16 protein-coding genes and 1 pseudogene are annotated in these 26,408 nt (G+C 65.6%); 6 read left to right on the top strand and 11 right to left on the bottom strand.

Going from position 1 to position 26,408, the window contains the following annotated elements:
- Nucleotides 1–8: 8 nt before the first annotated feature.
- Both PG879_RS16775 and PG879_RS16770 read left to right on the top strand, forming a co-directional pair.
- Entirely contained in the window at nt 9–1,058 is a 1,050-nt protein-coding gene (locus PG879_RS16775) for an amonabactin ABC transporter permease subunit 1 (protein WP_010674443.1), read from the top strand.
- 43 nt (nt 1,059–1,101) lie between these two features.
- Nucleotides 1,102–1,920 (top strand): amonabactin ABC transporter ATP-binding protein, encoded by an 819-nt coding sequence (locus PG879_RS16770; RefSeq protein ID WP_010674442.1) that lies wholly within the window; start codon nt 1,102–1,104, stop codon nt 1,918–1,920.
- A gap of 90 nt (nt 1,921–2,010) precedes the next feature.
- On the opposite strand, the gene PG879_RS16765 is transcribed toward PG879_RS16770, so the two are convergent.
- Nucleotides 2,011–2,742: a 4'-phosphopantetheinyl transferase family protein gene (locus PG879_RS16765; protein ID WP_029314400.1), complete on the bottom strand. Its 732-nt coding sequence runs from the start codon at nt 2,740–2,742 to the stop codon at nt 2,011–2,013.
- A 185-nt stretch (nt 2,743–2,927) separates the two neighbouring features.
- On the opposite strand from PG879_RS16765, the gene PG879_RS16760 reads away from it, so the two are divergent.
- Entirely contained in the window at nt 2,928–3,866 is a 939-nt protein-coding gene (locus PG879_RS16760) for an ABC transporter substrate-binding protein (protein WP_010674440.1), read from the top strand.
- Nucleotides 3,867–4,071: 205 nt separating this feature from the next.
- Here the strand turns inward: PG879_RS16760 and amoH are convergent, their stop codons facing one another.
- Genes amoH through PG879_RS16725 form a run of 7 tightly spaced genes read right to left on the bottom strand, consistent with a single transcriptional unit; the run spans nt 4,072 to nt 19,539 of the window.
- Nucleotides 4,072–5,616 carry an amonabactin biosynthesis glycine adenylation protein AmoH gene (amoH, locus tag PG879_RS16755; protein ID WP_223952979.1) on the bottom strand — a complete coding sequence of 515 codons (1,545 nt, stop codon included), beginning with the start codon at nt 5,614–5,616 and terminating at the stop codon, nt 4,072–4,074.
- Complete coding sequence (gene amoG / locus PG879_RS16750; RefSeq protein WP_223952980.1) at nt 5,613–11,876, bottom strand: amonabactin biosynthesis non-ribosomal peptide synthetase AmoG; 6,264 nt, start codon at nt 11,874–11,876, stop codon at nt 5,613–5,615. Before amoG ends, amoH begins: the two co-directional genes overlap by 4 nt.
- Before the next feature lie 14 nt (nt 11,877–11,890).
- Entirely contained in the window at nt 11,891–12,640 is a 750-nt protein-coding gene (gene amoA / locus PG879_RS16745; protein WP_041212930.1) for an amonabactin biosynthesis protein AmoA, read from the bottom strand.
- 20 nt (nt 12,641–12,660) lie between these two features.
- On the bottom strand, nt 12,661–15,762 hold the full coding sequence (gene amoF, locus PG879_RS16740; RefSeq protein ID WP_143237423.1) for an amonabactin biosynthesis non-ribosomal peptide synthetase AmoF: 3,102 nt from the start codon (nt 15,760–15,762) through the stop codon (nt 12,661–12,663).
- Nucleotides 15,759–16,667: an amonabactin biosynthesis bifunctional protein AmoB gene (gene amoB / locus PG879_RS16735; RefSeq protein WP_041212928.1), complete on the bottom strand. Its 909-nt coding sequence runs from the start codon at nt 16,665–16,667 to the stop codon at nt 15,759–15,761. The genes amoF and amoB overlap by 4 nt, the downstream gene beginning before the upstream one ends.
- Nucleotides 16,668–16,684: 17 nt before the next feature.
- Nucleotides 16,685–18,349, bottom strand: a complete 1,665-nt coding sequence (gene amoE, locus PG879_RS16730) for an amonabactin biosynthesis (2,3-dihydroxybenzoyl)adenylate synthase AmoE (RefSeq protein WP_270830456.1) — start codon at nt 18,347–18,349, stop codon at nt 16,685–16,687.
- Entirely contained in the window at nt 18,346–19,539 is a 1,194-nt protein-coding gene (locus tag PG879_RS16725) for an isochorismate synthase (protein ID WP_041212926.1), read from the bottom strand. The genes amoE and PG879_RS16725 overlap by 4 nt, the downstream gene beginning before the upstream one ends.
- 320 nt (nt 19,540–19,859) lie before the next feature.
- Between PG879_RS16725 and PG879_RS16720 the strand changes: the two genes are divergently transcribed.
- Nucleotides 19,860–20,411: a lipoprotein gene (locus PG879_RS16720; protein ID WP_039038906.1), complete on the top strand. Its 552-nt coding sequence runs from the start codon at nt 19,860–19,862 to the stop codon at nt 20,409–20,411.
- Nucleotides 20,412–20,557: 146 nt separating this feature from the next.
- On the top strand, nt 20,558–22,558 hold the full coding sequence (locus PG879_RS16715) for a hypothetical protein (RefSeq protein WP_041212925.1): 2,001 nt from the start codon (nt 20,558–20,560) through the stop codon (nt 22,556–22,558).
- A 58-nt stretch (nt 22,559–22,616) separates the two neighbouring features.
- Here PG879_RS16715 and glgC read toward each other — a convergent pair whose 3' ends face one another.
- A complete protein-coding gene (gene glgC / locus PG879_RS16710; protein ID WP_039038908.1) occupies nt 22,617–23,891 on the bottom strand; it encodes a glucose-1-phosphate adenylyltransferase in 1,275 nt (424 codons plus the stop codon).
- A gap of 188 nt (nt 23,892–24,079) precedes the next feature.
- Between glgC and PG879_RS16705 the strand changes: the two genes are divergently transcribed.
- Complete coding sequence (locus PG879_RS16705) at nt 24,080–25,717, top strand: EAL domain-containing protein (RefSeq protein ID WP_223953133.1); 1,638 nt, start codon at nt 24,080–24,082, stop codon at nt 25,715–25,717.
- On the opposite strand, the gene PG879_RS16700 is transcribed toward PG879_RS16705, so the two are convergent.
- Complete coding sequence (locus PG879_RS16700) at nt 25,680–26,174, bottom strand: hypothetical protein (protein ID WP_010674428.1); 495 nt, start codon at nt 26,172–26,174, stop codon at nt 25,680–25,682. The genes PG879_RS16705 and PG879_RS16700 overlap by 38 nt on opposite strands.
- Nucleotides 26,175–26,273: 99 nt before the next feature.
- Nucleotides 26,274–26,408 (bottom strand): annotated as a pseudogene (locus PG879_RS16695) (IS1595 family transposase); the annotation flags it as partial.

Here is a 26,408-nt window from a genome sequence, read left to right as displayed (position 1 = left end):
CCACGCCCATGAAGAACTCTCTCTCACTCCCGAGCGGCACCCTCTGCCTTCGCCTTGGCAGCCGCACCCTGTTGCTGCACCGCCGCGCCTGGCTCATCACCCTGGGGCTCCTGGTCGCCCTCACCCTGCTCTCCCTGCTGGCCCTCACCCTGGGTTCCGGCAAGATCACCATGATGGGGGTGATCCAGACCCTGCTCGGGGAGGGAAGCCGACTCGATCAGGTGACCGTCTTCAAAATCCGCCTGCCGCGCCTGTTGGCGGTGCTGGTGGCCGGCGCCGCCATGGGACTCTCGGGCTGCCTGGTGCAGACCCTGGTGCGAAACCGCCTCGCCACCCCGGACATGATCGGGGTCAACGAGGGGGCATCCCTGGCCATCATCATCTTCTCCCTCTATCTGACGCTGGGCACCTGGCCCTGGTGGGCCGCCCCCTTCGGCGCCCTGTTTGCCGCCGCCGTGCTCTATGCCCTGTGCAACAAGCCGGGGGAGCAGGGCTACCTGTTCGTGGTGATCGGCATCGGGGTCTCGGAGCTGATGAACGCCCTCGGCCAGTTCGTCATGTCCACCCAGTCCCTGGTGCACCTCACCAGCCTCTATCTGTGGAACATGGGCAACTTCGTCGGTCAGGGCTATGGCACCCTGCTACCGGTGAGCCTGCTGCTCCTGCTCATCTGTCCCTGGACCGTCTGTCTCTCCCGCTCCCTCGGCGTGCTGCGCCTGGGACCGGTGACGGCCAGCACCCTCGGGGTCAACGTGAACCGGGTCCAGCTCGGGGTGCTGGCCCAGGCCATCATCGTCGCAGCCCTTGGCACCGCCATCGGCGGCCCCGTGGTCTTCATTGCCATGGCGGCCCCCATCCTTGCCTCCTGGCTCAGCCGGGATCGCATCGTGCCGCTCTGGATTGCCGCCCTGTGCGGCGCCCTGATGCTGCTCGCCAGTGACACCCTGGTGCGGGTGCTGGCCAGCCCCCACGAAGTGGCTACCGGCATCATGACCCGCATTCTCGGCGGCCTGCTGCTGCTCTTCATCCTGCTCAAAGATCGCCAGAAGGCCGACTGACCATGGCATTCATCCATTTTCAATACAGACCGAGGGCCGCCCGATGACGCTCACCGTGAACCGACTCCAGTTCGGCTACCCGCAAAAGACCATCTTCAAGGAGATATCCTTCTCCCTCCCCCGGGGCAAACTGGTGGGGATCGTCGGCCCCAACGGCGGCGGCAAATCCACGCTGCTCAAGCTCCTTGCGGGACAGGAGCAGCCCCGGTCCGGGGAGATCCTGCTCAAGGAGAAGCCACTCGGTGCCTATGGCGCCAAAGCCCTGGCTCGGGAACTCGCCTATCTGCCCCAACGTCCCCTGGTCCCCCCCGGTATCCTGGTGGAGCAGCTGGTGCAATATGGCCGCCATCCCCATCAGGGCTGGTTCAATCAGTGGAGCGAGGAAGATGCCCGCATGGTGGACTGGGCCCGGGAGCGGATGCAGCTCGATGCCATCTGGCACCAGAGCGCCAGTTCGCTGTCCGGCGGTCAGGCCCAGCGGGTGTGGCTCGCCATGGTGCTGGCACAGGATGCGGACATCATCTTGCTGGACGAGCCCACCAGCGCGCTGGACATCGGCCACCAGACCGAGGTGATGGAGGCCATCCATCGGGTCGCCGCCGAGGGCAAGACGGTGCTTATCGTCATCCACGATCTCGCCACCGCCGCCCGCTACTGCGACGAGCTGATTGCCCTGGGGGATGGCGCCATCCAGGCCATGGGCCCAGCCCGGGAGGTGGTGACCAAGCCCCTCATCGATCGCCTCTACCAGACCGATGTGGACATACTGCACGCCCCCGGCGACGGGGCCCCTGTCATCGTGCCCCGCCGACGCGCTGACGAAGTGCCTCGCCTGCGCGCCGACCATGGCGTGTCGGCCTGAGCCATACCCTGTGCCAGAGAAAGAACCCGCCTGATGGCGGTTTCTTTCTCTGGGCTTTGCGTTGGCGTTATCCGGGCGCTGGCATCGTGCTCACAGCAGCAAGACGGTGAGCACGCCCCCCGGCAGGGCTTGCCAGTGCAGGGTGCAGCGCCAGCCAGCTGGCAGGGTCGGTGTCAGCGGGCATTTGAGCTCCAGGGTGAGAGTCTGCGCCGTCATGGCGAGCCAGCGGGCATCGAGAAAGTCAAAGTAGCGCCCCACCCGGGAATAGAGCCCCTTGAAGAGGCTTTCCTTGGCGGAAAACACCAGGGTCAGTCCCTCTGCCAGGCTCAGCTGGGCGTCGTGAACCCCCGCCTCCAGCCGCCCCCACTCCTCCCCATCCATGATGCCGGGCCAGAGCTGCGCCCCTTGGTCGCCATCGAGCCAGGCCTCCAGATCCAGCCCGATTCCCTCCTGGCCCGGACGCACCGCACACAGGGCCACCCCCTCTCCCGCCAGCCGGCTGTGGCTGATGCTCCCCTCCACCCCTTCAGGCCAGAGTGGCTCCCGGGCAGCGCCGATGGCCACGCTGCATCCTGCAAGACCGAAGGGTCGCAGGGCCTCACGGGCTGCGAGACGCCCTGCCAGAAACTCCCCGAGGCGCCTGGGGGCAGCCCCCTGCAATGAAGCAGGCAGGATGATGCCCTGCGCCCCAAAGCACTCCGGCGAGAAGGCGGCGGGATCAAAACAGACCCGATGAAGAGGCAGCGTCTCAAGACCCGGCAGGCACAAGGTATCGAATTGACGGACAAAGGGTCCATCGAGTGAGGGACAACGAGGCAACATGAAAGGCTCCTGACAGGGGCCTGCGATGGTACCAAAGCAAGCCGAGGTCATGCCACAAATACAAATGACAATGCTTCTCACTTGCTTTGTGGTAGCATGTCCCCGCCCATTCGGGGCTGGCCGGGCGGCTCTCAGGCACTTTTCACAGACTCCGGCCCACCGATTTCACCCATAAGGATGTCACCATGAAGATCTTCTCCCCGCTGGCCACCTTGCTCATGCTGGCCAGCCTGACGGGCTTCCAGGCCCAGGCGGGCAGCCGCCAGGTCATCGATGCCAACGGCCAGTCCCAGAGCGTCCCCGATGCGCCCCGGCGGGTCGTCGTGTTGAGCGAACTCGATCTCGACAGCGCCCTGACTCTGGGGGTGCAGCCGGTAGGCACCGTCAATGGACGCGGCCAGTCCACCCTGCCCCGCTATCTGCTGGACAAGGCGGGCAAGGAGATCGCCGTGGTCGGGGATCTGGACAACCCCAATCTGGAGACCCTCATCGATCTGGAGCCGGACCTCATCCTCACCGGCCAGACCAAGCCCGAGCTCCTGGCCCTGCTCAAGGAGATCGCCCCTACCGTCGTCACCGGCAACTGGGGCGAGCCCTGGAAAACCGTGTTCGGTCGCAGCGCCGACGCGATGAACCGGGGGGCCGAGGCCAAGGCGTTCCTCACCCGGTATGAGGCCCGCCTGGCAGAGGCCCGCAGCAAGCTCGCCAAGCATCAGGGGGAGCAGATGAGCATAGTGCGCTGGAACCCCAAGGGGCCGAGCTACATGCACGGCGGCACCTTTGCCAGCAGCGTGGTCACCGAGATGGGGCTCACCCGACCGTCCCACCAGATTGGCGACAAGAGCCCCCACTCCCCGGCCCTGAGCCTCGAATCCCTCAACCTGCTGGACGGTGACTGGCTGGTGATCGGCACCCTCAGCACCAGCGGGGATGCGGTGGATGCCATGAAGCAGGCCGAGCAGACCCCGGCCTTCCAGCAGCTCGGCGCCATCAAGGGCAAGCGCTTCGGCGCCGTGGACGGGTCTCTCTGGACCTCCACCGGCGGCCCCCAGGCGGCCCTCAAGGTGATCGACGACGTCGAGCGCCTGCTCACCAAACCGGATGCCGCCCCCATCGCTCACTAAGCCCCCTCGGTTTACAGCCAACAAGAAGCCCGCATGATGCGGGCTTCTTTTTATCCATCGCTCTTACCATCCGGCAAGACAGCTTACTCATGCAAAGGCAACGCCTTTCTGTCGAGCTTGCCACTGCCGGTCTTGGGCAGGGCATCCAGCAAGAGGATCCGTGCCAGCACCCTGTTATTGAGGCATCGAGCCTGCAAGCCCTTTGTCACCCCGGTAATGGCAGCGCCTTTCTGTCGAGCTTGCCGCTGCCGGTCTTGGGCAGGGCATCCAGCAGGATGAGCCGCGCCGGCACCATGTAGTGCGGCAGCGTCGCCTGCAGCCCCTTGCGCAGGGCGAGGCGATTGAGAGTCACCCCGCTTTTCGCCTCCACGTAGCCCACCAGCATGGCATCGTCCCCCTCACCCACCAGACGCACCGCCGCCTCCTGCACCCCGGCCTGGCGGCGCAGCCCCGCCTCCACCTCCCCGAGCTCGATGCGAAAGCCCCGCAGCTTGACCTGATCGTCGCGCCGTCCCAGATAGAGGAAGCGGTCCGCCCCAAGGAGGCGCACCCGATCGCCGGTGCGATAGAGGCGGTGGGTGGCAAGGCGCAGGAAGGCCGCGCTGGTCAAGGCAGGCTTGCGCCAGTACCCCTCGCACAGGGCCGGGCTCTCGATGCAGAGCTCGCCGCACTCCCCCTCTGCCACCGGCTGCCCCGCCTCGTCCAGCACCCAGTGACGATAGCCGGGCAGGCTGTGGCTGATGGTGATCTGCCCGCCAACCGGCGGCCAGCGCACCTCGCTCACCAGCGACCAGACGGTGGCCTCGGTCGGCCCGTAGCAGTTCCACAGCCGCCGGGTGCGGGCACAGAGCTGCTCGGCCAACCCTGAGTCCAGCGCCTCGCCACCGCACAGGGCGGTGAGGGTATTGCGCCCCTGCCAGCCCGCCTTGAGCAGCATGCGCCAGCAGGCCGGGGTGGCCTGCAGCCAGTTGATGGAGGGGTCGGCCTCGAGCAGGGCCAGCATCCCCAGGGGATCCTTGTTGTGCTCACCGCCGGCCACCGTCAGCCGGCCACCGCCCCAGAGCGGCCCCAGCATCTCCAGCAGCGAGATGTCGAAGGCCGGGGTGGTGATGAAGAGCCAGTGGCAGCTAGGTGAAAGCCCGAGCCGCTCGCGGATCCCGTCGAGGAAGCAGAGCAGGGCCCGCCGGCTGATGACCACCCCCTTGGGCTCGCCGGTGGAACCCGAGGTAAACATCATGTAGGCAGCCAGGGCGTCATCCACCTGGGGCCAGGAGACGGGCCCTGCCGCTGCCGGGCCATCGAGGGTACGCAGCGGACAGCCGAAGGCGGGAGCCGGCCTGTCGCCGTCGCAGATCACCGCCGACAGGCGCGCCTGGCGTGCGATCCCCTGCAGCCGCTCCACCGGAAAGTCCGGCTCAAGGGGCACGAAGGTGAGACCGAGCCGCAGGCAGGCCAGCAGGCTGGCCACCAGATCGGGGCTGCGGGAGAGATAGAGGCCGACCCGCTCCCCCACCGCCAGCCCCTGCAATCGGGCGGCAATCTCGCCGACCCTGACATTGAGCGCGCCGTAGCTGAGCCACTGCTCATCTGATCCGCCCTCACTGATGCCCTCCCCGCCCATACGGATGGCGGGGGCCAGCGGACTGGCGGCCAGACAGGCGGCCAGCCGCGCACCCAGGTTGGCCGCCCCCTCACGGGGGGCGGGCCGGGTTTGCACGAGTTGAGCCTTATGCTTGATGGTCACCGTCATAGTGCGGCCTCCGTTTGGCGCACCAGCCAGTGCCGATAGAGCCGGCTGGGGGATGGATGGGCCTTGAGGGTCTGCAGGCTGAGCGGCGCCCGCTCCTGGCCAAACGCCTCGTTGAGGGCCGCCAGCAGGGCGAGCTGCTGCACCGAATCCACCCCGAGTTCACACAAGGTCTGCTGCCAGATGCCGGGCACGCCACACTGGCGCTCCCACAGAGCCACCAGCACGCGGGCCTCGGCCGGCGGCTGAGCCAGACCGGGCTCCGTCCTGGTGGCGACCACCTGCGGCATCACCGGGGGCAGTGCCGTCGCCACCACACTGGCCGGTTGGCTCAGATCCGCCTGCGCCAGCCAGCCGAGCTCGACCAGCCAGTCAGCCAGCACCGCCTCTGCCCGTGCCTCGGGGATCTGCTCGCCATCGAACTCGAGGCGCAGCTGGAGCGTCTCACCCCGGCTGCTGACCACCAAGGAGAGCGGCAGCTCCACCTTCTCCACCACGGTGCCAAAGCGTGGCACCAGCTGGTGAGGTTCGGGGGCGACAGGGGCCGCCGGTATGGGGTAGTTCTCGAACACGAACAGACTCTGAAACAGACGCGCCCGGCCTTTGGTCAGTGCCGCCAGCGACTGGGTGCCGTGCTCGTTGAGTGCCATCAGATCGGCCTGCAACCGGGCGATATGCTCGGCCAGGGTCAGCTCGGTGCGCCACGCCAGGGCCAACGGCAGGCTGTTGATATAGAGCCCGACGCTCGCGGTGATCCCCTCGATGGGGTAATCCCGGCCCGGGGTCACGTTGCCCACCAGAGTGACGGCATCGCCAGAGCGGCGTGCCAGCAGACGGTGCCAGGCATATTGGGCCAACAGGCCCGCGGTCACGCCAAGGTCGCGGGCACGATGGGCGAGCAGGGTCGCCACCTCGGCCGGCAACACCCTAGCGCACACCGCCGGTCGCTGCTGGGTATGGCGCCCGCTTGAGCCAGCGTCCAGCGTCACCCCGAACAGGCAGGCGAGATCGTTAGGCTTTGTTAGCAGCTCGCCACGCCCCTGCCAGTAAGCCTCGGCGCTGCGGGCTTGGCTGGCGATATGGTCGCCAAATTCGAGCCAGGCGGTATCCGGCTCGGCTTGTGGCAGCAGGCCGTTCATCAGCGCCTGATAGCCGCGATGCAGGGAGCCCAGCAACACGGGACCGCTCCAGCCATCCAGCACGCCGTGATGGGCGCTGAAGATCACCTTGTGGTGATCGGGGGCCAATTTGAAACAGGCAAGGCGCAGCAGGGGGGCCTGCTCCAGCGGGATCGGGCGGGCCAGATCCTGCTCGCGGTATGCCTGGACCCGTGTCTCTGCATTTCCCACCTCGGACAAGTCCTCATAGTGGAATGGCAACTCGGCGTGCTTGAGAATGCGCTGCAGCGCCACCCCGTCCGCCAGTACCAGTTCGCTGCGAAGGGCCGGCCAGCGGGCAATCTGCCCCTGCCAGGCCTGACGGTAGACCGCCACGTCCAGCGGCTGGTGATAGTCCATCTCGGTCTGCAGGTGATAGGCGTGATCCCGGGGCAGCAGCGCCCTGTGATGGAACATGCTCTGCTGAAGCGAGGTCATGGGCAGCAGGGTCTCCACCTCGCGCCCGGCCAGCACCCGATCGAGCCCAGCTTGCGAGAGGTCAAGCCCCGGGAAGTCGCTCGGGGTATGGCGCGGCGCCTTCAGGTTGCAGCAGTGCTCCACCAGCGCCGTCAGGTTGTCCGCCAGCCGCGCCATCAGAGCGTCGCTCCCTTGCTGGTTGAGGGCGCCCACCTGGCGCAGGGTGAGGCGGCCATCAAACACGCCCCCATGCAGACTGACCAGTTCCCGCGGCAGGTTGTCAGGGGACGTAGGTGCCCCCGGCGCCAGCGGCAGGGGCTGCCAGGGCTGAGCGGCCTCGCCCTGATGGCTGACCCCCAGGTAGTTGAAGACGATCAGGGCTTCGGGCAGTGCCCAACCACGGGGGTGGTGCAGTCGCAGGGCGTTGAAGCCCACCCCCTTGTCCGGCACGGCGCGCAGCTGTTCCTTGGTGGCGCACACCAGCGCATCCCACTCCTTGGCATCCGCCAGCGCCAGCGGGTAGGTGCTGGTGAACCAGCCCAGAGTACGGCTCACGTCCAGTTCAGCATCGATGGCCTCGCGGCCGTGTCCTTCCAGCATCACGCAGTGACGATTGCCGTAACCCAGCTCGCTCAGGGTACGGGTCAGGGCCGCCAGCAGCAGGTCGGGCACCCGGGTAAAGTAGGCCTGGTTGGCGGCGTCGATGAGCCGAGCCGTGGTCTCCTGACTCAGTTGCAGCAGGCTGGCGGTGGCACGGCCATCGGCGGCACGTTGCGCCGAGAGCAAGCCTGACTCGCAGCCCTCCCCCTGAGCCAGCCAGAAGCCAAGCTGATCCTCTTCCCGTTTGGCGTAGGCCGCCAGCCCCTCACCCCACTGGCGATAGCTGCTGCCCTTGGCGGGCAGCGGCTCGCCCCTGCTCACCCGTGCCAGATCTTCGGCCAGGATGCGCCAGGAGACGGCATCGATGACCAGGTGGTGGAAGGCGAGGAAGAGCCCCTCCACCGTCTCGCTCTCGCGATCCCCATCAAGGACGAGATTGCGCAGACGGACCCAGGCCAGGGTGTGGCCGCTGGCAGGGTCGAGCTCTTCCTGCAGCTCGGTCAGGCGGGCCTGCAGTTCGGCCTCGTCTAGATTGGCGGCATCCAGGGTCGGCAGCGGCGGCAATGGCAGTTCGGCCAGGTAGCGCTGACCGGTCGGGGTCACCGCCAGGCGCAGGGCATCGTGGTGCTGGCACAGGGCATACAGCCAGCCGCGCAGGTCCTCATCGTCCACCCCGGCCGGCAGGCGCAGGATCACCCCCTGGTTCCAGTGACCGGGCTTGGCAAAGCCCTGCTCGAAGAACCAGTGCTGAATGGGGTGGAGCGGGAACTCGCCGGTCAGGCTGCCCTGCTCGCTCCTGTGGCTGATCGCCTGCTGCTGGCCGAGCTGGCGACAGAGGCGGCGCACCGTCTTGGCTTCGAACACGTCTTTCACGCTGCAGTGCAGCCCCGCATCCCGCAACCGGGTGGTGAGCTGGATGCTGAGGATGGAGTCACCGCCCAACCGGAAGAAGTCATCCTCCACCCCGAGGGGCTGCTTGAGCACCCCTTGCCAGATGGCGAGCACGGTCTGCTCCAGTTCGTTTTGTGGCTCGCCCTTGCTCTGCTGCCAGACGATGGCGGGCAGTCGGCGCAAGTCCAGCTTGCCGTTGGGGGTGAGTGGCATCTCGGGCAGCCAGCACAGGCGCGCCGGCACCATGTATTCGGGCAGGCACTCGCCGGCCCGCTGCAGCAGGGCATCGCCGTCGGGCTCCCTTGCCCCGGCCTGCAAACAGGCGTAAGCGAGCAGGCGCCCCTCCTGCACCACCACCTTGATCTGACGCATCGTCGGACACAATTCGGCAAGCCGGGTCTCTATCTCACCCGGCTCGATGCGATAGCCGCGCAGCTTGATCTGCTCGTCTATCCGGCCCAGATACTGGATGTTGCCATCGCGGCGCAGCAGGGCCCGATCGCCGGTGCGATAGAGGCGATGGGTACGTTCCGCCAGCGCCAGCTCGATAAAGGCCTCCTGGGTGCGCTCTGGCAGATTGAGGTAGCCGCGGGCCAGCCCCAGCCCCGCCAAGCAGAGCTCACCGGGCACCCCCACCGGGCAGAGGTTGCCCGCCTCGTCCAGGATCAGCGCCTTCAGGTGGTTGACGGGTCGACCGATTGTGATGGGCGCCCCCGGGGTGAGCCGCGCGCAGAGCGCGGTGACGGTGCACTCGGTCGGGCCGTACATGTTGAACAGCGCCACCCGCTCCCCCCAACGCTCCACCAGGCTGCTCGGGCACGCCTCGCCACCAAAGCCGATGGCCTTGAGGGAACCGAGATCCGTCGGTGGCGGCAGATTCGCGAGCAGGGCGGTCGGCAAAATCATATGGCTGACGCCCCGAGCGATCGCGGCACCGATCACCCCCTCGCCCGGCTCGCCAAAGTGCAGGGCCGCGCCGCAGTAGAGCGGCAGCAGGGTGGTCATGTTGCCAGCATCAAACGAGAGGGACATGCAGTTGAACATGGCCCCACCCTTCCCAAGGGCGATGCGCTCGCCGTGATCCGCCATCAGGTTGACCAGGCTGCCCTGCTCCACCATGACCCCCTTCGGCAGGCCGGTGCTGCCGGAGGTGTAGATGATCTGGGCCAGCATGGCGGCGTCCCGAGGCAGTGCGGGCGTGCTGGTTGGCATCTTGTCCAACGCAAGCTGGTGCAGATCGTGATACTCGGCAGTCGTGCCCGCCAGCGCCTCGCCAAGCCGCGGGTCCGGCACGCCACCCAGCACCAGGCTGATGTCAGCGTCGGTGAGGATATGGGCCAGCCGCTCGGCGGGATAGGCAGGATCCAGCGGTACATAGGCCGCCCCCGCCTTCCAGCAGGCGAGCAGGGCGATGACGAAGGCGACATCCCGTCTGGCCTGGATGCCGATGGCGGCGCCCGGGGTGACGCCGCAGGATTGCAGCCAGTGGGCCAGCCGGTTGGCACGCATCTCCAGCTCGCCATAGGTCAACGATTGCGCGCCGTCGCTGACCGCCAACGCGTCCGGCAACTGAATAGCGCGCCGCTCGATATGACAGAGCAGGGTGTCGCGGCTCGGGTAATCCGGCGGCAGGTCTGCAAGCTCGGCGGCCAGCGCGGCCTGGTCGGTGCCCTCCTCCAGCGGCAACTGCCAGATGTCGGTCTCGGGGGCCGCCACCACGGCGCGCATCAGGTGCAGCAGGCGATCGGCATAAGCCTGGATGGTCTCTCGCTCGAACAGGGCGGTGGCAAACAGCCAGTCCACTCTGACCGAATCCATCAGCTCGGTCACCTTGACCGAGATGTCGGTCTTGGCCGGCAGCACCGGCGAGGTCTCCTCCACCAGCTGGCAGCCGGGGATGAGATCGTTGAAGTCCACCTTGGCCTGATAGACCAGCATGATCTGGAAGATGGGGTTGATGGCAGTAGTGCGATCGGCGCCGATGGCCTCGGCCAGCGCCTCGAAACGGTAGAGCTGGTGATCGAAGGCCGCCAGATCCTCCTCCCGGCACTGCTGTAGATAGTCGACAAAGCTGGGCTTGCCGCTAAGTTGAGTGCGCAGCACCAGGGTATTGACGAAAAAGCCCACCAGCGACTCGATCTCGTGGCGCTCGCGATAGGCGAGCGGGGTGCCGATCACCACCTCCTTCTCGCCGCTCTGGCGCACCATCAGCAGGGCAAACAGGGCGTGCAGACCGATGAAGTTGGAGGTGCTGTGGCGCTGACAGAGGCGCTTGAAGCTCTCCCACAGGTCGCTCTCGATGGTGGAGAAGACCAGCTCGCCGCCGCTGTCCTGATGGGCCGGGCGCGGCTTGTCGAGCGGCAGACCGTGCACCTCGGGGCTGCCACCGAGCCGATCGACCCAGAACGGCTTGAACTCGGCGTGATAATCGAGAAAGCGGTCCGAGTTGAACCAGCGGGCATAGTCGATGTAGGTGAGCGGCAGCTCGCTCACCTGCAGAGGCTCGCGGTTCTGATGGGCAAGAAAGGCGCGCTTGAGATCCGCGAACATGTTCTTGACCGACCAGCCGTCGGAGATGATGTGGTGCTGAGTGATTAGCAGCACGTGCTCGCGGCTGCCCAGCCGAATAAGATGCACCCGGCTGAGCTCCCCCTGGGTCAGGGAGAAGGGGCGCCCGATCTCCTCGCGTACCCGCCTGGCCACATAGGCTTCGCGCTCGGCAGCGGGCTCTGTGCTCACGTCCTCTATCTGCAGCTTGAAGGGCGTGTGGGGCAGGATCTCCTGGGCCCCCCTGCCCGCCTCGTCCTTGATGAAGCGGGTACGCATGCTGGGGTGGCGGGCAAACAGGTGGTCGAAGGCAAACTCCAGTGCCACCGTGTCCAGCTCTCCCTTGACGCGAAAATAGACCGGCATGTTGTAGAGGTGGGAGGCCTCCTCGTACTGCTCGATAAACCAGAGCCCGCTCTGGGACGAGGAGAGCGGCCCCTGCCGGGCGCCCTCGGCGGCGATAGGTTCTTCGAAGGCGGCACGGGCCGCCAGGCAGCGCACCAGCTCATCCTTGTGGGCCTTGATGGTGGCACCGATGGCCGGCGTCACCGCCTCCTTGCTCGACTGGGAGATAAGCTGGCCCTTGTCGTTCAGCGCCAGCTTCACTCCCTGCCGTTCCAGCTGTTTCAACAGCAAAATCATATTGTTCATCTGTTTCTCAAGCCTCAGGCACTCAGGGTGGCGCCGCCGTCGACGACCAGATCCTGCAGCGTGATGTGGCTGGCCAGATCCGAGGCCAGGAAGAGGACGGTATGGGCGATCTCCGCCGGGGTGGCGACCTTGCGCAGGGGGATACCGAGCTTGAACTGCTCCGGCAACCCGGCAATGGTGCGGGCCATGGCCTCCTCGCTTGGCAGCATGCCGCGCAGCATGGGGGTATCCGTCGAGCCCGGCGACACCAGGTTGGCGCGCACGCCGAAGGGGGCCAGCTCCAGCCCCACCGTCTGGGTCAGGCTGGTGACCGCCGCCTTGGAGGCGCAGTAGGCCGCCATCTGCATGCGCGGCACATGGGCGGCGTTGGAACCGATGGTGACGATGGCGCCGCGCCGCTGCTCCTTGAAGTGGGGCACCAGGGCCCGCAGCAGATAGAAGACGCCGCTGGCGTTGACCGTCATGCAGTCGTGCCAGTCGTCATCGCTCAGAGTCTCGGTGGAGCCGAGGCGCAAGACCCCGGCCCCGTTCACCAGCACATCGAGCCCGCCGTCCGCCAGCAGCGCTGCGCAGCAGGCGTTGACCGCCTTCGAATCGCCGATATCGAGCAGCCGGGTGGCATAGGGGTAGTCGGCTTCGGGAAACGCCAGATCCAGCCCCACCACGATTGCTCCGGCCGCCACGAACTGCGTCGCCACCTTGCGGCCGATGCCGCGCCCGGCCCCGGTCACCCAGACCCGCTTGCCAGTGAAATCAAAGGCCATTGCTTGTTGCTCCTTATCCATCACCACACCATCTCCACGCTCTCTTCGTCCTCGGAAAGCAGGCCGTCAAGGAAACGGCAGAAATCATCGAGGCGCGGGTGATCGAACACGTCGGAGACCTTGACCTGCACCCCGAACTCGGCGCCGAGCCGGTTGACGATCTGGATGGTCTGCAGGGACTGGCCCCCCAGTTCGAAGAAGTTGTCGGCAGGCGCCATGGTGGCGAGCCCCAGGATCTGTTGCCAGATGGCGCCGACCCGGTTCTCGGTCTCGCTGCCCAGGGTCAGGGCTTCGCCGCCCGCCTGGTAGGCGGCCAGCAGGGTCTTGCGATCCAGCTTGTTGGAGCCGGTGCGGGGCAGCTGGTCATAGTGGCGATAGTCGGTGGGGATCATGGCGGCAGGCAGCACCCTGGCCAGCTGCGCCTTGATGACCCGGCTGTCGCGCTCCGACCCCGCCACGAAGGCCACCAGTCGGCGCACGCTGCCGATGCTCACCCCCTGCACGCACGCCTCGTCCACCCCGGGCAGGGCCAGCAACTGGGCCTCCACTTCGCCGGGCTGGATGCGATAGCCGCTTATCTTGAATTCGTTGTCGCGCCGGCCGAGGTAGACCAGCCGGCCGGACACCAGGCGCACCCGATCGCCGGTGCGATAGACGGGCATCAGCTCCGCGCCAACCCGCAAGGTATTGAAGCTGCCTTGTACGCCCCCCACATAGCCGTTGGCCAGCTGCGGGCCGAGCAGTACCAGCTCGCCTTCCTCGGCGGGTTGCTCCCCCGCCCCCAGAATGAGCGCCTGCATGCCGGGCAGCGGCAGACCGATGGGCAACTGGGCCTGGCTCGGGTCTTCCTGTTGCAGCTCCTGAGTGGTCACCACCACGGTCGTTTCGGTGGGACCGTAGGTGTTGAACAGGCGCACATCGGAGCGACCCTGGCGCTGCCACTGGGCCAGCTGCTCGGGGTAGACCGCCTCGCCGCCGATGATGACGGTGGTAAGCCCGGCAGGAATGTGGGCCTGACCCGCCGTCAATGCCACCACCCACTCGTTCCAGAACGCGGTGGGCAGGTCGAGGTGGGTGATCCCCATCTGCTCCACCCCGGCCGCAAAGGCGGGCATGGATTCGAGCAGGGCGTCGGTGCGCAGTACCAGGGTGGCGCCGGCGCTCAGGGTGGCGAACACCTCCTCGATGCTGGCGTCGAAGTTGAAGGGGGCGAATTGCAACATCCGCGCCTCTTCATTCAGGTGATAACGGCAGCGGGCGGCGGCGGCGAAGTGATCCAGCGCGCCGTGGCTCACCGCCACCCCCTTGGGCAGGCCGGTCGAGCCCGAGGTGAACATCAGGTAGGCGACGGCGCGGCCGGCTGTCGGCTGGTTGAGCCGATCATCGCTCACCAGATCCCCCGCCAGCAGGGTGCGCCCCTCAAACAGGCTGGCCAGCTTGTGGCGGTACTCGGCCTGGGTGATCAGGGTCTTGACCTCCCCCAGTCGCAGGATATGGCCCTGGCGCTCCAGCGGCTGCTCGGGATCGAGCGGCACATAGACGGCGCCCGCCAGCAGCACAGCCAGCTGGGCGAAGATGGCCTGGGGGGTGCGGGCCAGCATGACCCCCACCTTGTCGCCGGGGGCGACGCCTGCGGCCTGCAGGGCAGCCGCCATCTGTTCGGATCTGGCCAGCAGCGCCTCGTAGCTGAAGCGGGCCTCTCCCTGCGCCGTGCTCTGAATCAAGGCAATCTTGTCCGGTGTCTGGGCGGCGAAGTGGCAGATCGCCTCCAGCACAGGCCGTGCCTTGATCACTTCATGGGAGGGGCCGGCGATCAGGGCCCTGGCTCGCTGCTCGGCCAGCCAGTCGGCCTTGAGCGTTCCCAGGGTCTGAGCAGGCTCGGCCAGCCAGCGGCCCAGCAGGGCAAACAGGGTATCGGCGATGACCGCCAGCTCTCCCTGCTGGTAGCAGCCGGGGTTGGCGTCCAGATCCAGTCTGGGCTGGCCATCGACGCCGACCTGCACTTCGATGGTGAGATCCTCCACCGGGCCGGCGCTGATGTTGAGAATATGGGCAGATAGCGGCCCGAAGCGGCGAGCGTGATCGAAGGGCATGATGTTGACCAGCGGGCCGAACAGGCGTTTGTCGCCCCCCACCAGGCCAAGGTCGCGGCGCAACAGCTCGTAGCGGTAGTGCTGGTGTTTGCGCACCCCGCGCTTGGCCTTGGCCACGGCGCCGGCGGCCCCCGCCAGACTCAACCCCTCTTCGAGTTCCAGAGCAAGGGGGGTGATGTTCATCTGCATGCAGGGCACGGTCAGCGACGCCGAGCCGATGCGGTTCATCATCATCAGGCCGAGCAGGGTCTTATCCTGGCCGCTCGACAGCGACAGCTGGGCAGAGATACCGGCCAGCAGCAGATCGGGCCAGCCCAGTTTGTGCTCGTCGGCAAAGCCGGTCAGGGATTGCCAGAGCGCCGCCGGCAGTGGGCGGCTCTCGCGGATAAATTCGGCCGCGATGGGTGCGCGGGTCTCGCCAAAGGACTTCACCTCGGGCCAGCCTTGCAGCTGCTCCTGCCAGAAGGCGCGGGCGGCGTCGTTCTTGCCGCTCTGCTCGCGGCTCGCCTCTTCTGCCAGCACTTCAGCCAACGAGCCGAAGGGGGATGGGGAGTTCATCTCACCGGCCAGCCCCTCTGCATACAGTTCGGCGATGCGCTGGAACAGCAAGGTGGTGCCAAAGCCGTCGAGGGCGATGTGGTGCACGCAGCTGTAGAGATAATCGCGGCCGGGGCCGCGCAGCAGGGCGAAACGGCAGGGTGCCTCTTGGGTCAGCTCGAACGGGCGGCGCAGATCGGCCCAGGCCCAGGCGCGGGCCAGCGTCTCGTCATCGTGCTCGAGGGAGATTTCTTCATAGGCCAGGGGCAGCTCATGCGAGACGAAGCAGACCGCCTCCTTATCGTCTTCGAAGTGGCCCTTGAGCACCTCGCACTCCCCTACCGCCTTGGCAAGGGCCGCGGCCAGCACGGCCGCCTCGACCTTGCCGTCGAAGGCGATGCACTCGGCGGTGTTGAACATCGCCTTGTCGTCGTTCAGCAGATGTCCGGACCAGAGCCCCTGCTGAGGTATGGTCAAGGGGAAGCGGTTCATGGGGTCACCTCCAGCGCCTGGGCTGCCAGCCTGGCCTCGATCAGGCGCCACCAGCCGTTGAGGGTCGGCAACTTGGCGAGATCCACGAAGCCGAGCTCGACCCCGGCGGCGCGCCACTCGGTGAGCAGGGCCATGATCCGCACCGAATCCAGACCGTAGTCGATGAGGTTCTCATCGGGGTCAAACTCATCTTCGTCCTCGTCGATATGACTCAGCAGCCGCGCCTTGAGCCCCTCATACGTCAGCAACGGATTGCTCTGGACGGCAGAAGCGGCAACCGGCGCAAGGGCCAGCACCTCCTCGCAGCGGATCACCTTGCCGCAGCGGGTCGCCACGTAGTCGAGCGCCATCTGGTGGTCGGCCAGGGAGAAGTCCGCCACCCCGTCCGCCAGGAAGAAGGGCTGGATGTCGCGCATGAAGGCGTCGCAGGCGGTCATCATGCAACCGATATGGCCGTAGATGCCGCCGATGATCAGCTGATCCCGCCCCAGCGCTTTGAGCATCTGCTCGAGCTCGGAGCGCTGGAAGGCGCTGTAGCGCCACTTGACCAGCACGGTGTCGTCCCGCTCCGGGCGCAGGGCTGCCACCACCTGCTGCTGCTCGGGCCGTTTGTTGAGCCCCGGGCCCCACATGTCGTTGAGCAGGGCGCGATCCTCAGGGGATTGATCCTTGGGCTGGGCGGTGTAGAAGACCGGGATGCCGAGGGCCTTGCACTGCTTGCGCACGGCGGCCAGGCGCTCGGTGAGCGCCGCGATCAGCGGGCTGTTTTCGCCATAGAAGGCGGTGAAGTACTCCTGCATGTCGTGGATCAGCAGGGCGGCACGTTTGGGATCCAGAGACCAGTTGACCTTGTTGGCCTTCCACTGGCTGGGCATGGCGTAATTGTTCAGAGTTGGGATAGCCATAACGTCATGATTCCTTACTAGTTTTTATGCTGTAGAGGCTGGTTGGCGGCGATGGTGTGCGCAATGCGTGCCCGCAGCCCCTGCTTGTCAATCTTGCCCACCGCCGTCATGGGCAGGGCGTCCAGGGTTTCGAAGCGGTCGGGCAGCTTGAAATCCGCCACTCCGCGCTCGCGCAGAAACTTGCGCAAGGCCAGCGGCTTCAAGGCGGGATCCGTGCTGACAATGAAGGCGCAGCTCTTCTCCCCCATGGCGCTGTCAGGCATGGAGACCAGGGCCGCATGGGTGATGGCAGGGTGGTGCAGCAGCTGGTTTTCCACCTCTTCCGCCGCGATCTTCTCGCCGCCCCGGTTGATCTGATCCTTCTGCCGCCCCACCACGGTGAGGTAGCCATCGGCATCCTGTACCACCAGATCGCCGGAGCAGTAGAAGCCCTCGGCATTGAACACCCGGGCGTTGTGGGCCGGGCTCTGGTAGTAGCCGCGGAAGGTATAGGGGCCGCGGGTGTGCAGGGCGCCAGGCTCGCCGGGGGCAACCGGATTGCCCGCCTCATCGAGGATGCGCACCTCGTCGTCCGGGCTCATGGGGCGGCCCTGGGTGTGAATGACCTTCTCGTCGGGATCAGAGAGCCGGGTGTAGTTGACCAGCCCTTCCGCCATGCCGAACACCTGCTGCAGCCGGCAGCCGAGCAGCGGCCCAATCTTGCTGGCCACCGCCTCCCCCAGCTTGGCGCCGCCCACTTGCAGCAAGTCGAGGCTCTCGAGTTGGGTGCGCGCGGTGGGGTCCGCTTCCGCGGCCTGCAGCCAGAGGGAGACCGCCGGCGGCACCAGCGAGGTGAGGTTGACCCGGTGGCGGGCGATCAGCGGGAAACAGCTGATGGGGCTGGGGTCGGGGGCGAGCACCACGGCGCCACCCGCCTCGAACACCCCCAGGGCGCCAGGGGAGCTCAAGGGAAAGTTGTGGGGCGCCGGCAGGGCGCACAGATAACGGGTATGGGAGCCGAGGCCACAGATCTCATTGCTGCGGCGCACGCTGTAGTAATAGTCGTCATGGGTGCGCGGGATGAGCTTGGGAGTGCCGGTACTGCCGCCGGAGAGCTGGAAGAAGGCCACCTCGTCCGCCGGGGTCGGGCCATATTTCACTGGCTCACTCTCATCCCCCTTCGTCAACCAGTGAGTCAGCCCCAGCTCCCCCCCATCGCCATCCAGCAGCACCAGCTCGGCGCTGATGGTTGTCAGCAGCTCGCTCTCGCGACCCTTGCTCGCAAACAGCGGATGAGCCAGCGAGCCGATAAAGAGGCGCGGTGTGATCTGCTCGGCATAAGAGAGGAGTTCCAGCCGGTTGTGGCTAAAGAGCGCGTTGACCGGCGCAATACCGGCCTTGAGCAGGGCGAAGAACACCAGATAGAACTCGGCCACGTTGGGGAGCTGCACCAGCGCGGTGTCCCCCACCCCCAGGCCGTGGCGGGCCAGATTCGCGGCCAGCCGGCTCGAGGCGGCGTCCAGCTCACGATAGCTGACGCGGCGCTCGCCGCAGAGAATGGCCTCGGCGTCGGGGGCCAGCTCGCACTGACGCGCCAGCATGGCGGTCAGCGGCTCGCCGCGCCAGTAACCCTTGGCGCGGTACTGCTGGGCCAGCTCTTCGGGCCAGCGGGTATAGGGCAGGAAGCGGTTGAGTTGGCTCATTGCGCCACCTCCGGACTCAGGCCCAGTGCCTTGAGCATGGTGCCAAGCTTGGTGCCGGTCTCGGCCCACTCCATGGCGGGATCCGAGCCCGCGACGATACCGGCGCCGGCAAACAGCTCGACCTGATGGCCATCGAGCACCCCGCAGCGGATCACTACGGCCCACTCGCCGTTGCCCTGGCTGTCGCACCAGCCGACGATGCCGCTGAACAGGGCGCGCCGGAAGGGCTCCTGCTCGCGGATGAACTGGCGGGCCAGATCAGTGGGATAGCCGCACAGGGCCGGGGTGGGATGCAGCTGGCAGGCAAGTGACAGTACCGATGCCTCGCCGCCATTGAGCCGCCCGGCGATGGGGGTGCCCAGATGCCAGAGGGTATCCGTACTCATCAGCGAGGGGCTGGACGGTATCGCCAGCTCGCGGCAGTGGGGGGTCAACACCCGGCGGATCTCGTCGATCACGAGGCGGTGTTCATGCTGATCCTTGCGAGAAGCCAGCAGATCCCGGGCCACCATCTCGTCTTGCGCCGGTTCGCTCGCCCGTCTGGCGGAGCCCGCCAACGGATGGGTGAACACCTCTCCCCCGCTGACCCGCAGCAGCAGCTCCGGACTGGCGCCCAGCAGGCGGCGGTCCTGGCCGAGCGGCAGGGAGAAGTGGAAGGCGTGGGGATTCTGGGCCATCAAACGGGCCATCACCTGCTTAGGATCGGCAGGCTGGTGCAGGGTAAGGGTGAGTTTGCGCGACAACACCACCTTGGCGAGCCGACCTTGTGCAAACGCATCCAGCGCCGCACTGACCGAGGCCTGAAATTCGCTTGCCGGCGGGGTGCTCTGCACCGAGATGACCCGGTTGGCCTCGGGGGCCTGCTCTGCCATCGCCGCTGTTGCCGGCACCTGTGCTGCCGGGACAGGGCGATCGCCCCGCTTATAGCGGCCGGGCACATAGAGGCAGGAAGCCTCTGCCGGATCAAACGCAAAAGCACCGATGAGCAGGGGGTTGCTCTGGCCGGCAGCCCTGGCGGCATCGAGGGCCAGGGTTATCTGCTGTGCCAGCAGGGGCCACTCGCAGGCGGGGGTGGTGATGGGTTGCCCCAGGTCAGTGGCACTGATCGTGCCCTGACACGAGGTAAACAAGAAATCAGGCGACATCTTCGCCTCGGCAGGTGCGCCATTGTCCATTACTCGAGTCTTCACGTCATACCCTCAAAGAAGATTCAAAATGATAATGATTATCAGTTTGACTTTGTGCGGCGGTAAAATACTCGCTTTGAAATCGCGGGGTCAATGGGATTTTGCATCGTTAAAACAGGAGCTTGTCTGTGGGTATGTCGGGGATGACGCCAGGACGGGCCTGCTGGCCGTGAAGGGAAACAGCTACTCGAATGAAAACGGATTGCCATCCCCATATGGGGGATGCGACAGAAACCGGTCATAGAGGCCCCACTGGCGGCCAACCCGCTTTGCCTCTAAGATGGCGCCACCTCTTGTGACAGCCCCGAAAATGGAACCCTCCCATGTTGAAACACCTGCTTCTGCTTCCCTTCGCCCTGCTGCTGGCGGCCTGCTCGCTGACCCAGTACAGCGTCAGCGAAGGGGAGATCAACCAGTACCTCAAGGAGCGAGTCGCCTTCGAGAAACAGCTGGGGATCCCCGGCATCATGTCGAGCAAGATCCGACTCGATGACATGCAAAGCCGCATCGGCCGCAGCCAGGCCGACAAGGTCGAGCTGGATGCCGCCGGCGAGCTGCAGGTGGCAAGCCCCCTTGGCAGCCAGCAGATGAAGATCCGCCTCTCCCTGCGGGCACGCCCGGACTATGTGGCCGAACAGGGCGCCATCTATCTGCGCGATCTCGAGCTGCTCTCCGTCAAGACCGAGCCGGCGGACGTGGGCACCGCCCTCTCCCCGCTCTTGCCCACCTTCAACCAGTCCCTCTCTCTGTTCCTCTCACAGACCCCCGTCTACCGGCTCGATGGCAGCCGCCAGAACGAGGCGCGGATCAAGGAGAAGGTCGAAGCCCTCAAGGTGGAGCCGGGCCGACTGGTCATCCCCTTCAAACTGATGTGACACCTGCCGCCGCGCCCCTCCTCTTCACCCCACCGGGGCGCGGTTTTTTTCTTCTCAAGCCCCGCCCTTTGCCCCATAATGCACACCATTCTCATTTAGATTCATGAGAAGCGTCATAATAAAATCAACAATATGGTGAGAAGGACATGAGAAAAACCGTACTGGTGCAGGCGATCGCCTGCGCACTCCTCAGCAGCGCCGCACAGGCTGCCGTCAAGGTGGAGGACAAGACGTTCAACACCGCCGCCAACATGCTGGCCTACACCGAATTCGAGCTCTCCGGCGAGCCGCTGGCCGAGGCCATCGGTCTGGATCTGGATGTGCTGGACGCCAACCGCGCCGACGAGCCGACCCCGTTCGACTTCGCCGCCGGCATCGAATCCTATGAATACTCCGAAGAGGCAATGTACGCCCTCAACTACCAGTCCGGCATGGGCCCCCATCTGGTCAACGGGCCGCAAAACCAGGCCCGTGGCGGCACCCTGGCCGACCTGGGCAAACGGGTACTGGCCATGGCCGAGGCCGTCGGCTTCCCCGCCGATGAAATTCCCCAGGGCATGTATCCCCTCTCCCTGCCCTACGCCTCCGCCAACCCGGAGTTCGCCCAGGCCGTGAACGCCACCCCGGTCAACGGTGACCAGATCACCATCAAGACCGCCAAGGGCAACGAGAAGAGCGTCAAGACCCAGGTCCCCGCCTACTTCCGCGACTACGCCACCCTGCGCTGGAGCGGCAGTGACAACCTGCTGGTCCCGGCCGCCGTGGGCGGCATCTTGCTCAAGGAAGTGATGTGGTCCCAGGACTTCCTCGGGGGCATGCACGTGGCCGAGACCGATGAAGAGGTGGAAGCCGCGTCCGCCACCATGGATCAGGACGGCAAGCACAAGCTGGGGGTTTCTGCCGCCGACGGCTTCAACGGCATGATGCTGACCGAGCAGTCCATCGACAAGCTCGCCATCCTGCAAGGTCAGCTCGGCTTTGACGGCAAGACCCTGGGCGCCAAAATCACCCCGCAGTACGATCCGGCCAAGGGGGTTGTCTACTTCCCTCATCAGGTGAAAGTGACCGAGACCAGCAAGAACGACGCCGGTGCCATCGGCAAGCTGGAGGTCGTGGACGGCTCCGCCCAGTTGCGCGACGCCTGGATGCTGCTGTGGCCCCTCTCCGAGTTCTACGCCTTCAGCGATCAGCGCACGGCCAACACCAATCAGAACCCGGCCTTCCACGCCGTGTTTGACGGTGCCCCGTTCGCCGCCGCTCCGGCTGCCAACCAGACCAACGATCTGGGCAAGGCGGTGGCGGGCAGCGATGCCTTCTCCCTGGCCCTGAACCTCTCCAACCTCACCTTCAAGAACCTGCTGGCCCTGCACTTCGAGCCCAAGGCCGGCACCCTGGTCGACAGCTGGCAAGCTGGCAAACAGGCCGGGCACGTCACCACCTTCGACGCCGCCTACGCCCTGGTCGCCCTGCAGATCTTCCAGCGCGCCCAGGATGCGCTGCCTGTGGGTTACGCCGCCGGTGACAATGGCGAGCTGAACCTCAAGACCCCACAGGGTGAGCAGGCGATCGCACTGGTCCGCAAGCAGGCCGATTTCATCCTCGCCAACCTCAAGGGCAAGAACGGCCTGGTCCATGACGGTCTGACACTGGGCGGCAAGCTTGACGCCGGTCAGTCCATCGACGCGCAGTTCGCCGCCATCCGCGGCCTGACCGCCGCCTTCCTGGCCACCTCGGATGCCAAGTACCGCACCGCGGCGCGCGAGCTCTTCATCGCCGCCGACAAGGCCTACTTCAATGCCAAGGCCGGTACCTGGCTCGCCGGCAAGCAGGGTGAATACACCCCCTGGACCCAGGCCGCCATCTCCGGCGCCCTGCGCTCTGCCATGCTGAACCTGCGCAACGAAGGGGCCGAGAAGGCACCCGAGCTGGAGCTGGCCCAGCTGACCCAGCGCTACGTGAGCTGGTTCCGCGGCACCGTCAACGGCGGCATGCAGATGGCCGAGTGGATCGGCGACTCCGGCGAGAACGTCATCGAGGGGGCCAGCAGCGACACCGACGAAGATGGCGTCCCGCAAGTGACCGCCGCCGGTGGCAAGCATGGCACCGCCATGGTGATGGCCGGCAAGGCCCTGGTCAGCGAGAAATAAATCGACCACCAATAGAAAGGGAGCCCAGGGCTCCCTTTTTTTGTCTGTGTCGACGAAGTTAGCCGAGCTTGGCCAGCATCGGCTTGGTCACCAGCACGATGCCCTGCTCGGAGCGGTAGAAGCGGCGTGCATCCTCGTCCGCGTTCTCCCCCACCACCAGGCCGTCTGGCAGCTTGCATCCCTTGTCCACCACCACCCGGCGCAAGCGGCAACCAGCCCCGATCTCGACCCCGGGGAAGATCACCGCCTGATCCAGGGTACAGAAGGAGTGCACCCGCACGTTGGTGAACAGCACCGAGTTGAGCACGAAGGAGCCGCTCACGATGGAGCCCCCCGCGAACATGGAGTTGATGGTCATGCCGTGCTGGCCGTTTCTGTCCTGCACGAACTTGGCCGGGGGCGACATGTTCTGGCTGGTCCAGATGGGCCAGTTCTCGTCATAGATGTCGAGCTCGGGCACCACGGAGGCAAGGTCCATGTTCGCCTCCCAGAACGAATCCAGGGTCCCCACGTCGCGCCAGTAGGGTTTTTGCCCCTCCTTGGCCCCGACACAGGACATGTTGAACGGGTGGGCAAAGGCCTTGCCCTCCCCCACGATGCGCGGGATCACGTCCATGCCGAAGTCGTGCTTGGACTCCTGGTTGTGGATGTCCTCTTCCAGCAACTGGTAGAGGTACTCCGCCTCGAAGATGTAGATGCCCATGGAGGCCAGCGAGCGATCCTCGCAGCCCGGCATGGCAGGCGGATTGGCCGGTTTCTCCACGAAGGCGCGGATCTTGCGTTGCTCGTCGATGTCCATGACGCCGAAAGCCGATGCCTCGCAGCGTGGTACCTCGATACAGGCCACCGTCACCTTGGCACCGAGGCGCACGTGATCCAGCAGCATGGCGGCGTAGTCCATCTTGTAGATGTGATCCCCTGCCAGCACCACGATGTACTTGGGACCGTAGTCACGGATGATGTCGACGTTCTGGTAGATGGCGTCTGCGGTGCCGCGATACCAGTGCACCTCGTCCACCCGCTGCTGGGCGGGCAGCAGGTCGATGAACTCGTTCATCTGGTAGCGCAGGAAAGACCAGCCCGATTGCAGGTGGCGCAACAGGCTGTGGGACTTGTACTGGGTCACCACACCCACCCGGCGGATGCCGGAGTTGATGCAGTTGGAGAGCACGAAGTCGATGATACGGAATTTGCCGCCAAAGTGGACGGCGGGCTTGGCGCGGTTATCGGTCAACTGCTTCAGGCGGCTGCCCCGTCCCCCTGCGAGCACCAAGGCCATACTCTGATTCAATAGTTGCCGTGCTTTGGCGGTGTCTACGGGTTCTAGCAACATATCTACCTCTGCTCTGTTGGGGCTGTTTTCAACCCATCTTCGCTTTTTTTACAGACCATGAAAGTGTTTTCACTCACATTTAGTTGCATTCCGCCGGCGCTTTATCGTGGAGTTGCGTGAGTACTCATGTTTTGCGCCAGCGACTTGGTTAGAATTTCTACATCATGAACATCATCAAGGATGAAACGATGTTGAATAAACATGAGGGAAACCTGCTGCTGGTCAGCGCACTGGTCTGCATTCCCATGCTGCTGTTGCAGGGAGTGCTGCTCGCCCCCCCCGCCTCACCGCTCACCCTGCTGCTGGTCCTGATGACCACCCTGACGGGATTCGCCCTGCAGCTCTTTCTCACCCACAGCGTGCGCCGTGGGGAAAAGGCGAGGCAGGAGCAACGCTGGCTGCTGGCGCTGCAGCAGCGGGATCCCGCCATGCTCGACAGCGTACAGGCACAAACGGCTCTGCGCCAGCTCCTTGCATCCTTCAATGAGGCCGAGATCGATGCCCACCGCCAGATCACCGAATTGCACAATCAGGCGACCCGGGACGAGATGACGGGGCTTGGCAACCGCCACGCCTTCCGGCGCGATCTGACCGAGCTGCTGCAACAGGAAAACACCCAGACCGCCATCCTGGTGCTCATCCGCGCCACCGAGCTCGGGACCCTCAACGCCCAGCGCGGCTTCCAGTCCGGGGATGCCTACATCCGGGACATCGCCGCCCTCATCAGCCACACCGTCAACCGCTTCCCGGGCCACCGGGTCTATCGCATCTCGGGGGCCGATTTTGCCGTCCTGCTGCCCCCCCTGGCCCAGATCCCGCCCCATCTGCTGGGACGGGATCTGAAGCTCGCCTTCGATCGCTATCAGCACGATCACGAGCTCGAGAGTGCCGCCTACTCGGGCATGACCCGCCTGAGCAGCGAGCAGAAGATAGAGGCCATTCTGGCCCGGGCGGATCTCGCGCTGGCCCGCGCCCAGACGGAGGTGGTCAATGGCTGGGCCATCCAGCAGAACGACGAGGTGGTCGAGGTGCAGGGTCAGCGTCACTGGACCCAGGTGCTGACCGAGCTGCTGGAGCAGGAGAGCGTCAGCTTCACCTGCCAGCCCATCCAGCCCCTGCATCGCGGCATGCTCGCCTACCACGAGATCTATCCCCGTTTCAGTAGCAGCGACGGCACCGTGCTGCCAAGCGATACCCTGCTCGCCATGGCGCAGCGGCTGGACATGGTACTGCGCCTGACCCAGATGGTGATCCGCCATGTCATCCGCCAATACCGCGCCTTCGGAGGCCACAACAGCCGATGGGGTCTCAATCTGCCGGGCTCCCTGCTGCAAAACAGCGCCTTTCTCATCTGGCTGGATCACCAGTTGCAAAAAGACCCCGACATCGGGGCCAATCTGGTGTTCGAGCTCGACGAGGAGCACCTGGAGCGCAACCTGACCGGGTCCAGGCGGCTGTTCGAGCTGCTCAGGCGCCACGGCAGCCGCTCGGCCATCTGCAACTTCGGCAAGGGGATCGGCTCCTTCAGCCTGTTTCGCGAGCTCAAACCCGACTACATCAAGCTGGACCCCGGTCTCATCACCGAGCTGGAGCAGGATCTCACCAACCAGCAGTTCGTGCGGATGATCGTCGACGTCTCCCATCGCATGGGCTGCCTGGTGATCGCGGAAGGGGTGGAACAGATAGGCCAGAAGCAGATGCTGCAGAGCATGTATGTGGACGGCTTGCAGGGCTACCTCATCGCCCGGCCCCAGGAGCTGGGACCGGAGATCGGTCAGATGGGGATCTTCACGGAGACGGTTTCAGCTTCAACAGGGTCAGAATGATGTCGTTGAGCTGGCGATAACGCTCCAGCTCCTTCTGATCGTAACGGGTCGCCAGCATGGTCGGGTTGTGGCGATGCTTGAGGTAGCGGTTGATCTGCAGGCGGTTGAACCCGGCCACCTTGTAAATCTGGCCGAGCAGGGCATTGAGCTCGTCGTCCGCCAGCCCGGCCCGGGTCAGGTAATCGGGTTGAGACGGGCTCTCCTGGCGGGCCGTGACCTTCTCCAGCTGGCCACGCTCCTGCAAATAGGTGAGCCACTGCTCCACGTAGAGCGGCTTGCAGCCCCCCAGCAGATTGAAGTACCCCACGGCATCGCAGCGGCACCCGCTCAGCAGCACCAGGGCCAGCTCGTCGCTGTCACACTGAAAGCTCACCGGGCCGCTCTGGCTCCAGTCCAGCGCCTGCACCTGGATCCTCCCCTGCGCCCCCGCCTTCGTGGTCACGTCAAAGACAAACATGGCACCTCCCGATCGGCAAAGGGTTGATGATGACCCATCCCCGGGACGGGTGCAAAGGCAAATCGCCTTTTCATGGCCCATGGCGGCCATAAAAAAAGGCTATGTCCCAATTACGTGTTGCATGGGGCGCCCCAGCGCCTCATGCAAGCAACGTGGCACATTCACTTCCCGCCCGTAGCGCTCCAACATCCTTCGCCAACCCAGATAATTTCTCAGATAGTGGGTCGCTACCCC

Origin of the sequence: Aeromonas sp. QDB63, from assembly GCF_027707425.1 — a bacterium.
In the GTDB taxonomy this organism is placed as follows: Bacteria; Pseudomonadota; Gammaproteobacteria; order Enterobacterales; family Aeromonadaceae; genus Aeromonas; species Aeromonas caviae.
Note: the sequence above shows the minus strand (reverse complement) of the source record. Positions and strands in the feature narration are given on the sequence as shown.

Excerpts from the sequence above, each read along its gene's own strand:
- PG879_RS16775 (WP_010674443.1), top strand. The coding sequence starts at position 9 with ATGAAGAACTCTCTCTCACTCCCGAGCGGCACCCTCTGCCTTCGCCTT.
- PG879_RS16770 (WP_010674442.1), top strand. The coding sequence starts at position 1,102 with ATGACGCTCACCGTGAACCGACTCCAGTTCGGCTACCCGCAAAAGACC.
- PG879_RS16765 (WP_029314400.1), bottom strand. The coding sequence starts at position 2,742 with ATGTTGCCTCGTTGTCCCTCACTCGATGGACCCTTTGTCCGTCAATTC.
- PG879_RS16760 (WP_010674440.1), top strand. The coding sequence starts at position 2,928 with ATGAAGATCTTCTCCCCGCTGGCCACCTTGCTCATGCTGGCCAGCCTG.
- amoH (WP_223952979.1), bottom strand. The coding sequence starts at position 5,616 with ATGACGGTGACCATCAAGCATAAGGCTCAACTCGTGCAAACCCGGCCC.
- amoG (WP_223952980.1), bottom strand. The coding sequence starts at position 11,876 with ATGAACAATATGATTTTGCTGTTGAAACAGCTGGAACGGCAGGGAGTG.
- amoA (WP_041212930.1), bottom strand. The coding sequence starts at position 12,640 with ATGGCCTTTGATTTCACTGGCAAGCGGGTCTGGGTGACCGGGGCCGGG.
- amoF (WP_143237423.1), bottom strand. The coding sequence starts at position 15,762 with ATGAACCGCTTCCCCTTGACCATACCTCAGCAGGGGCTCTGGTCCGGA.
- amoB (WP_041212928.1), bottom strand. The coding sequence starts at position 16,667 with ATGGCTATCCCAACTCTGAACAATTACGCCATGCCCAGCCAGTGGAAG.
- amoE (WP_270830456.1), bottom strand. The coding sequence starts at position 18,349 with ATGAGCCAACTCAACCGCTTCCTGCCCTATACCCGCTGGCCCGAAGAG.
- PG879_RS16720 (WP_039038906.1), top strand. The coding sequence starts at position 19,860 with ATGTTGAAACACCTGCTTCTGCTTCCCTTCGCCCTGCTGCTGGCGGCC.
- PG879_RS16715 (WP_041212925.1), top strand. The coding sequence starts at position 20,558 with ATGAGAAAAACCGTACTGGTGCAGGCGATCGCCTGCGCACTCCTCAGC.
- glgC (WP_039038908.1), bottom strand. The coding sequence starts at position 23,891 with ATGTTGCTAGAACCCGTAGACACCGCCAAAGCACGGCAACTATTGAAT.
- PG879_RS16705 (WP_223953133.1), top strand. The coding sequence starts at position 24,080 with ATGTTGAATAAACATGAGGGAAACCTGCTGCTGGTCAGCGCACTGGTC.
- PG879_RS16700 (WP_010674428.1), bottom strand. The coding sequence starts at position 26,174 with ATGTTTGTCTTTGACGTGACCACGAAGGCGGGGGCGCAGGGGAGGATC.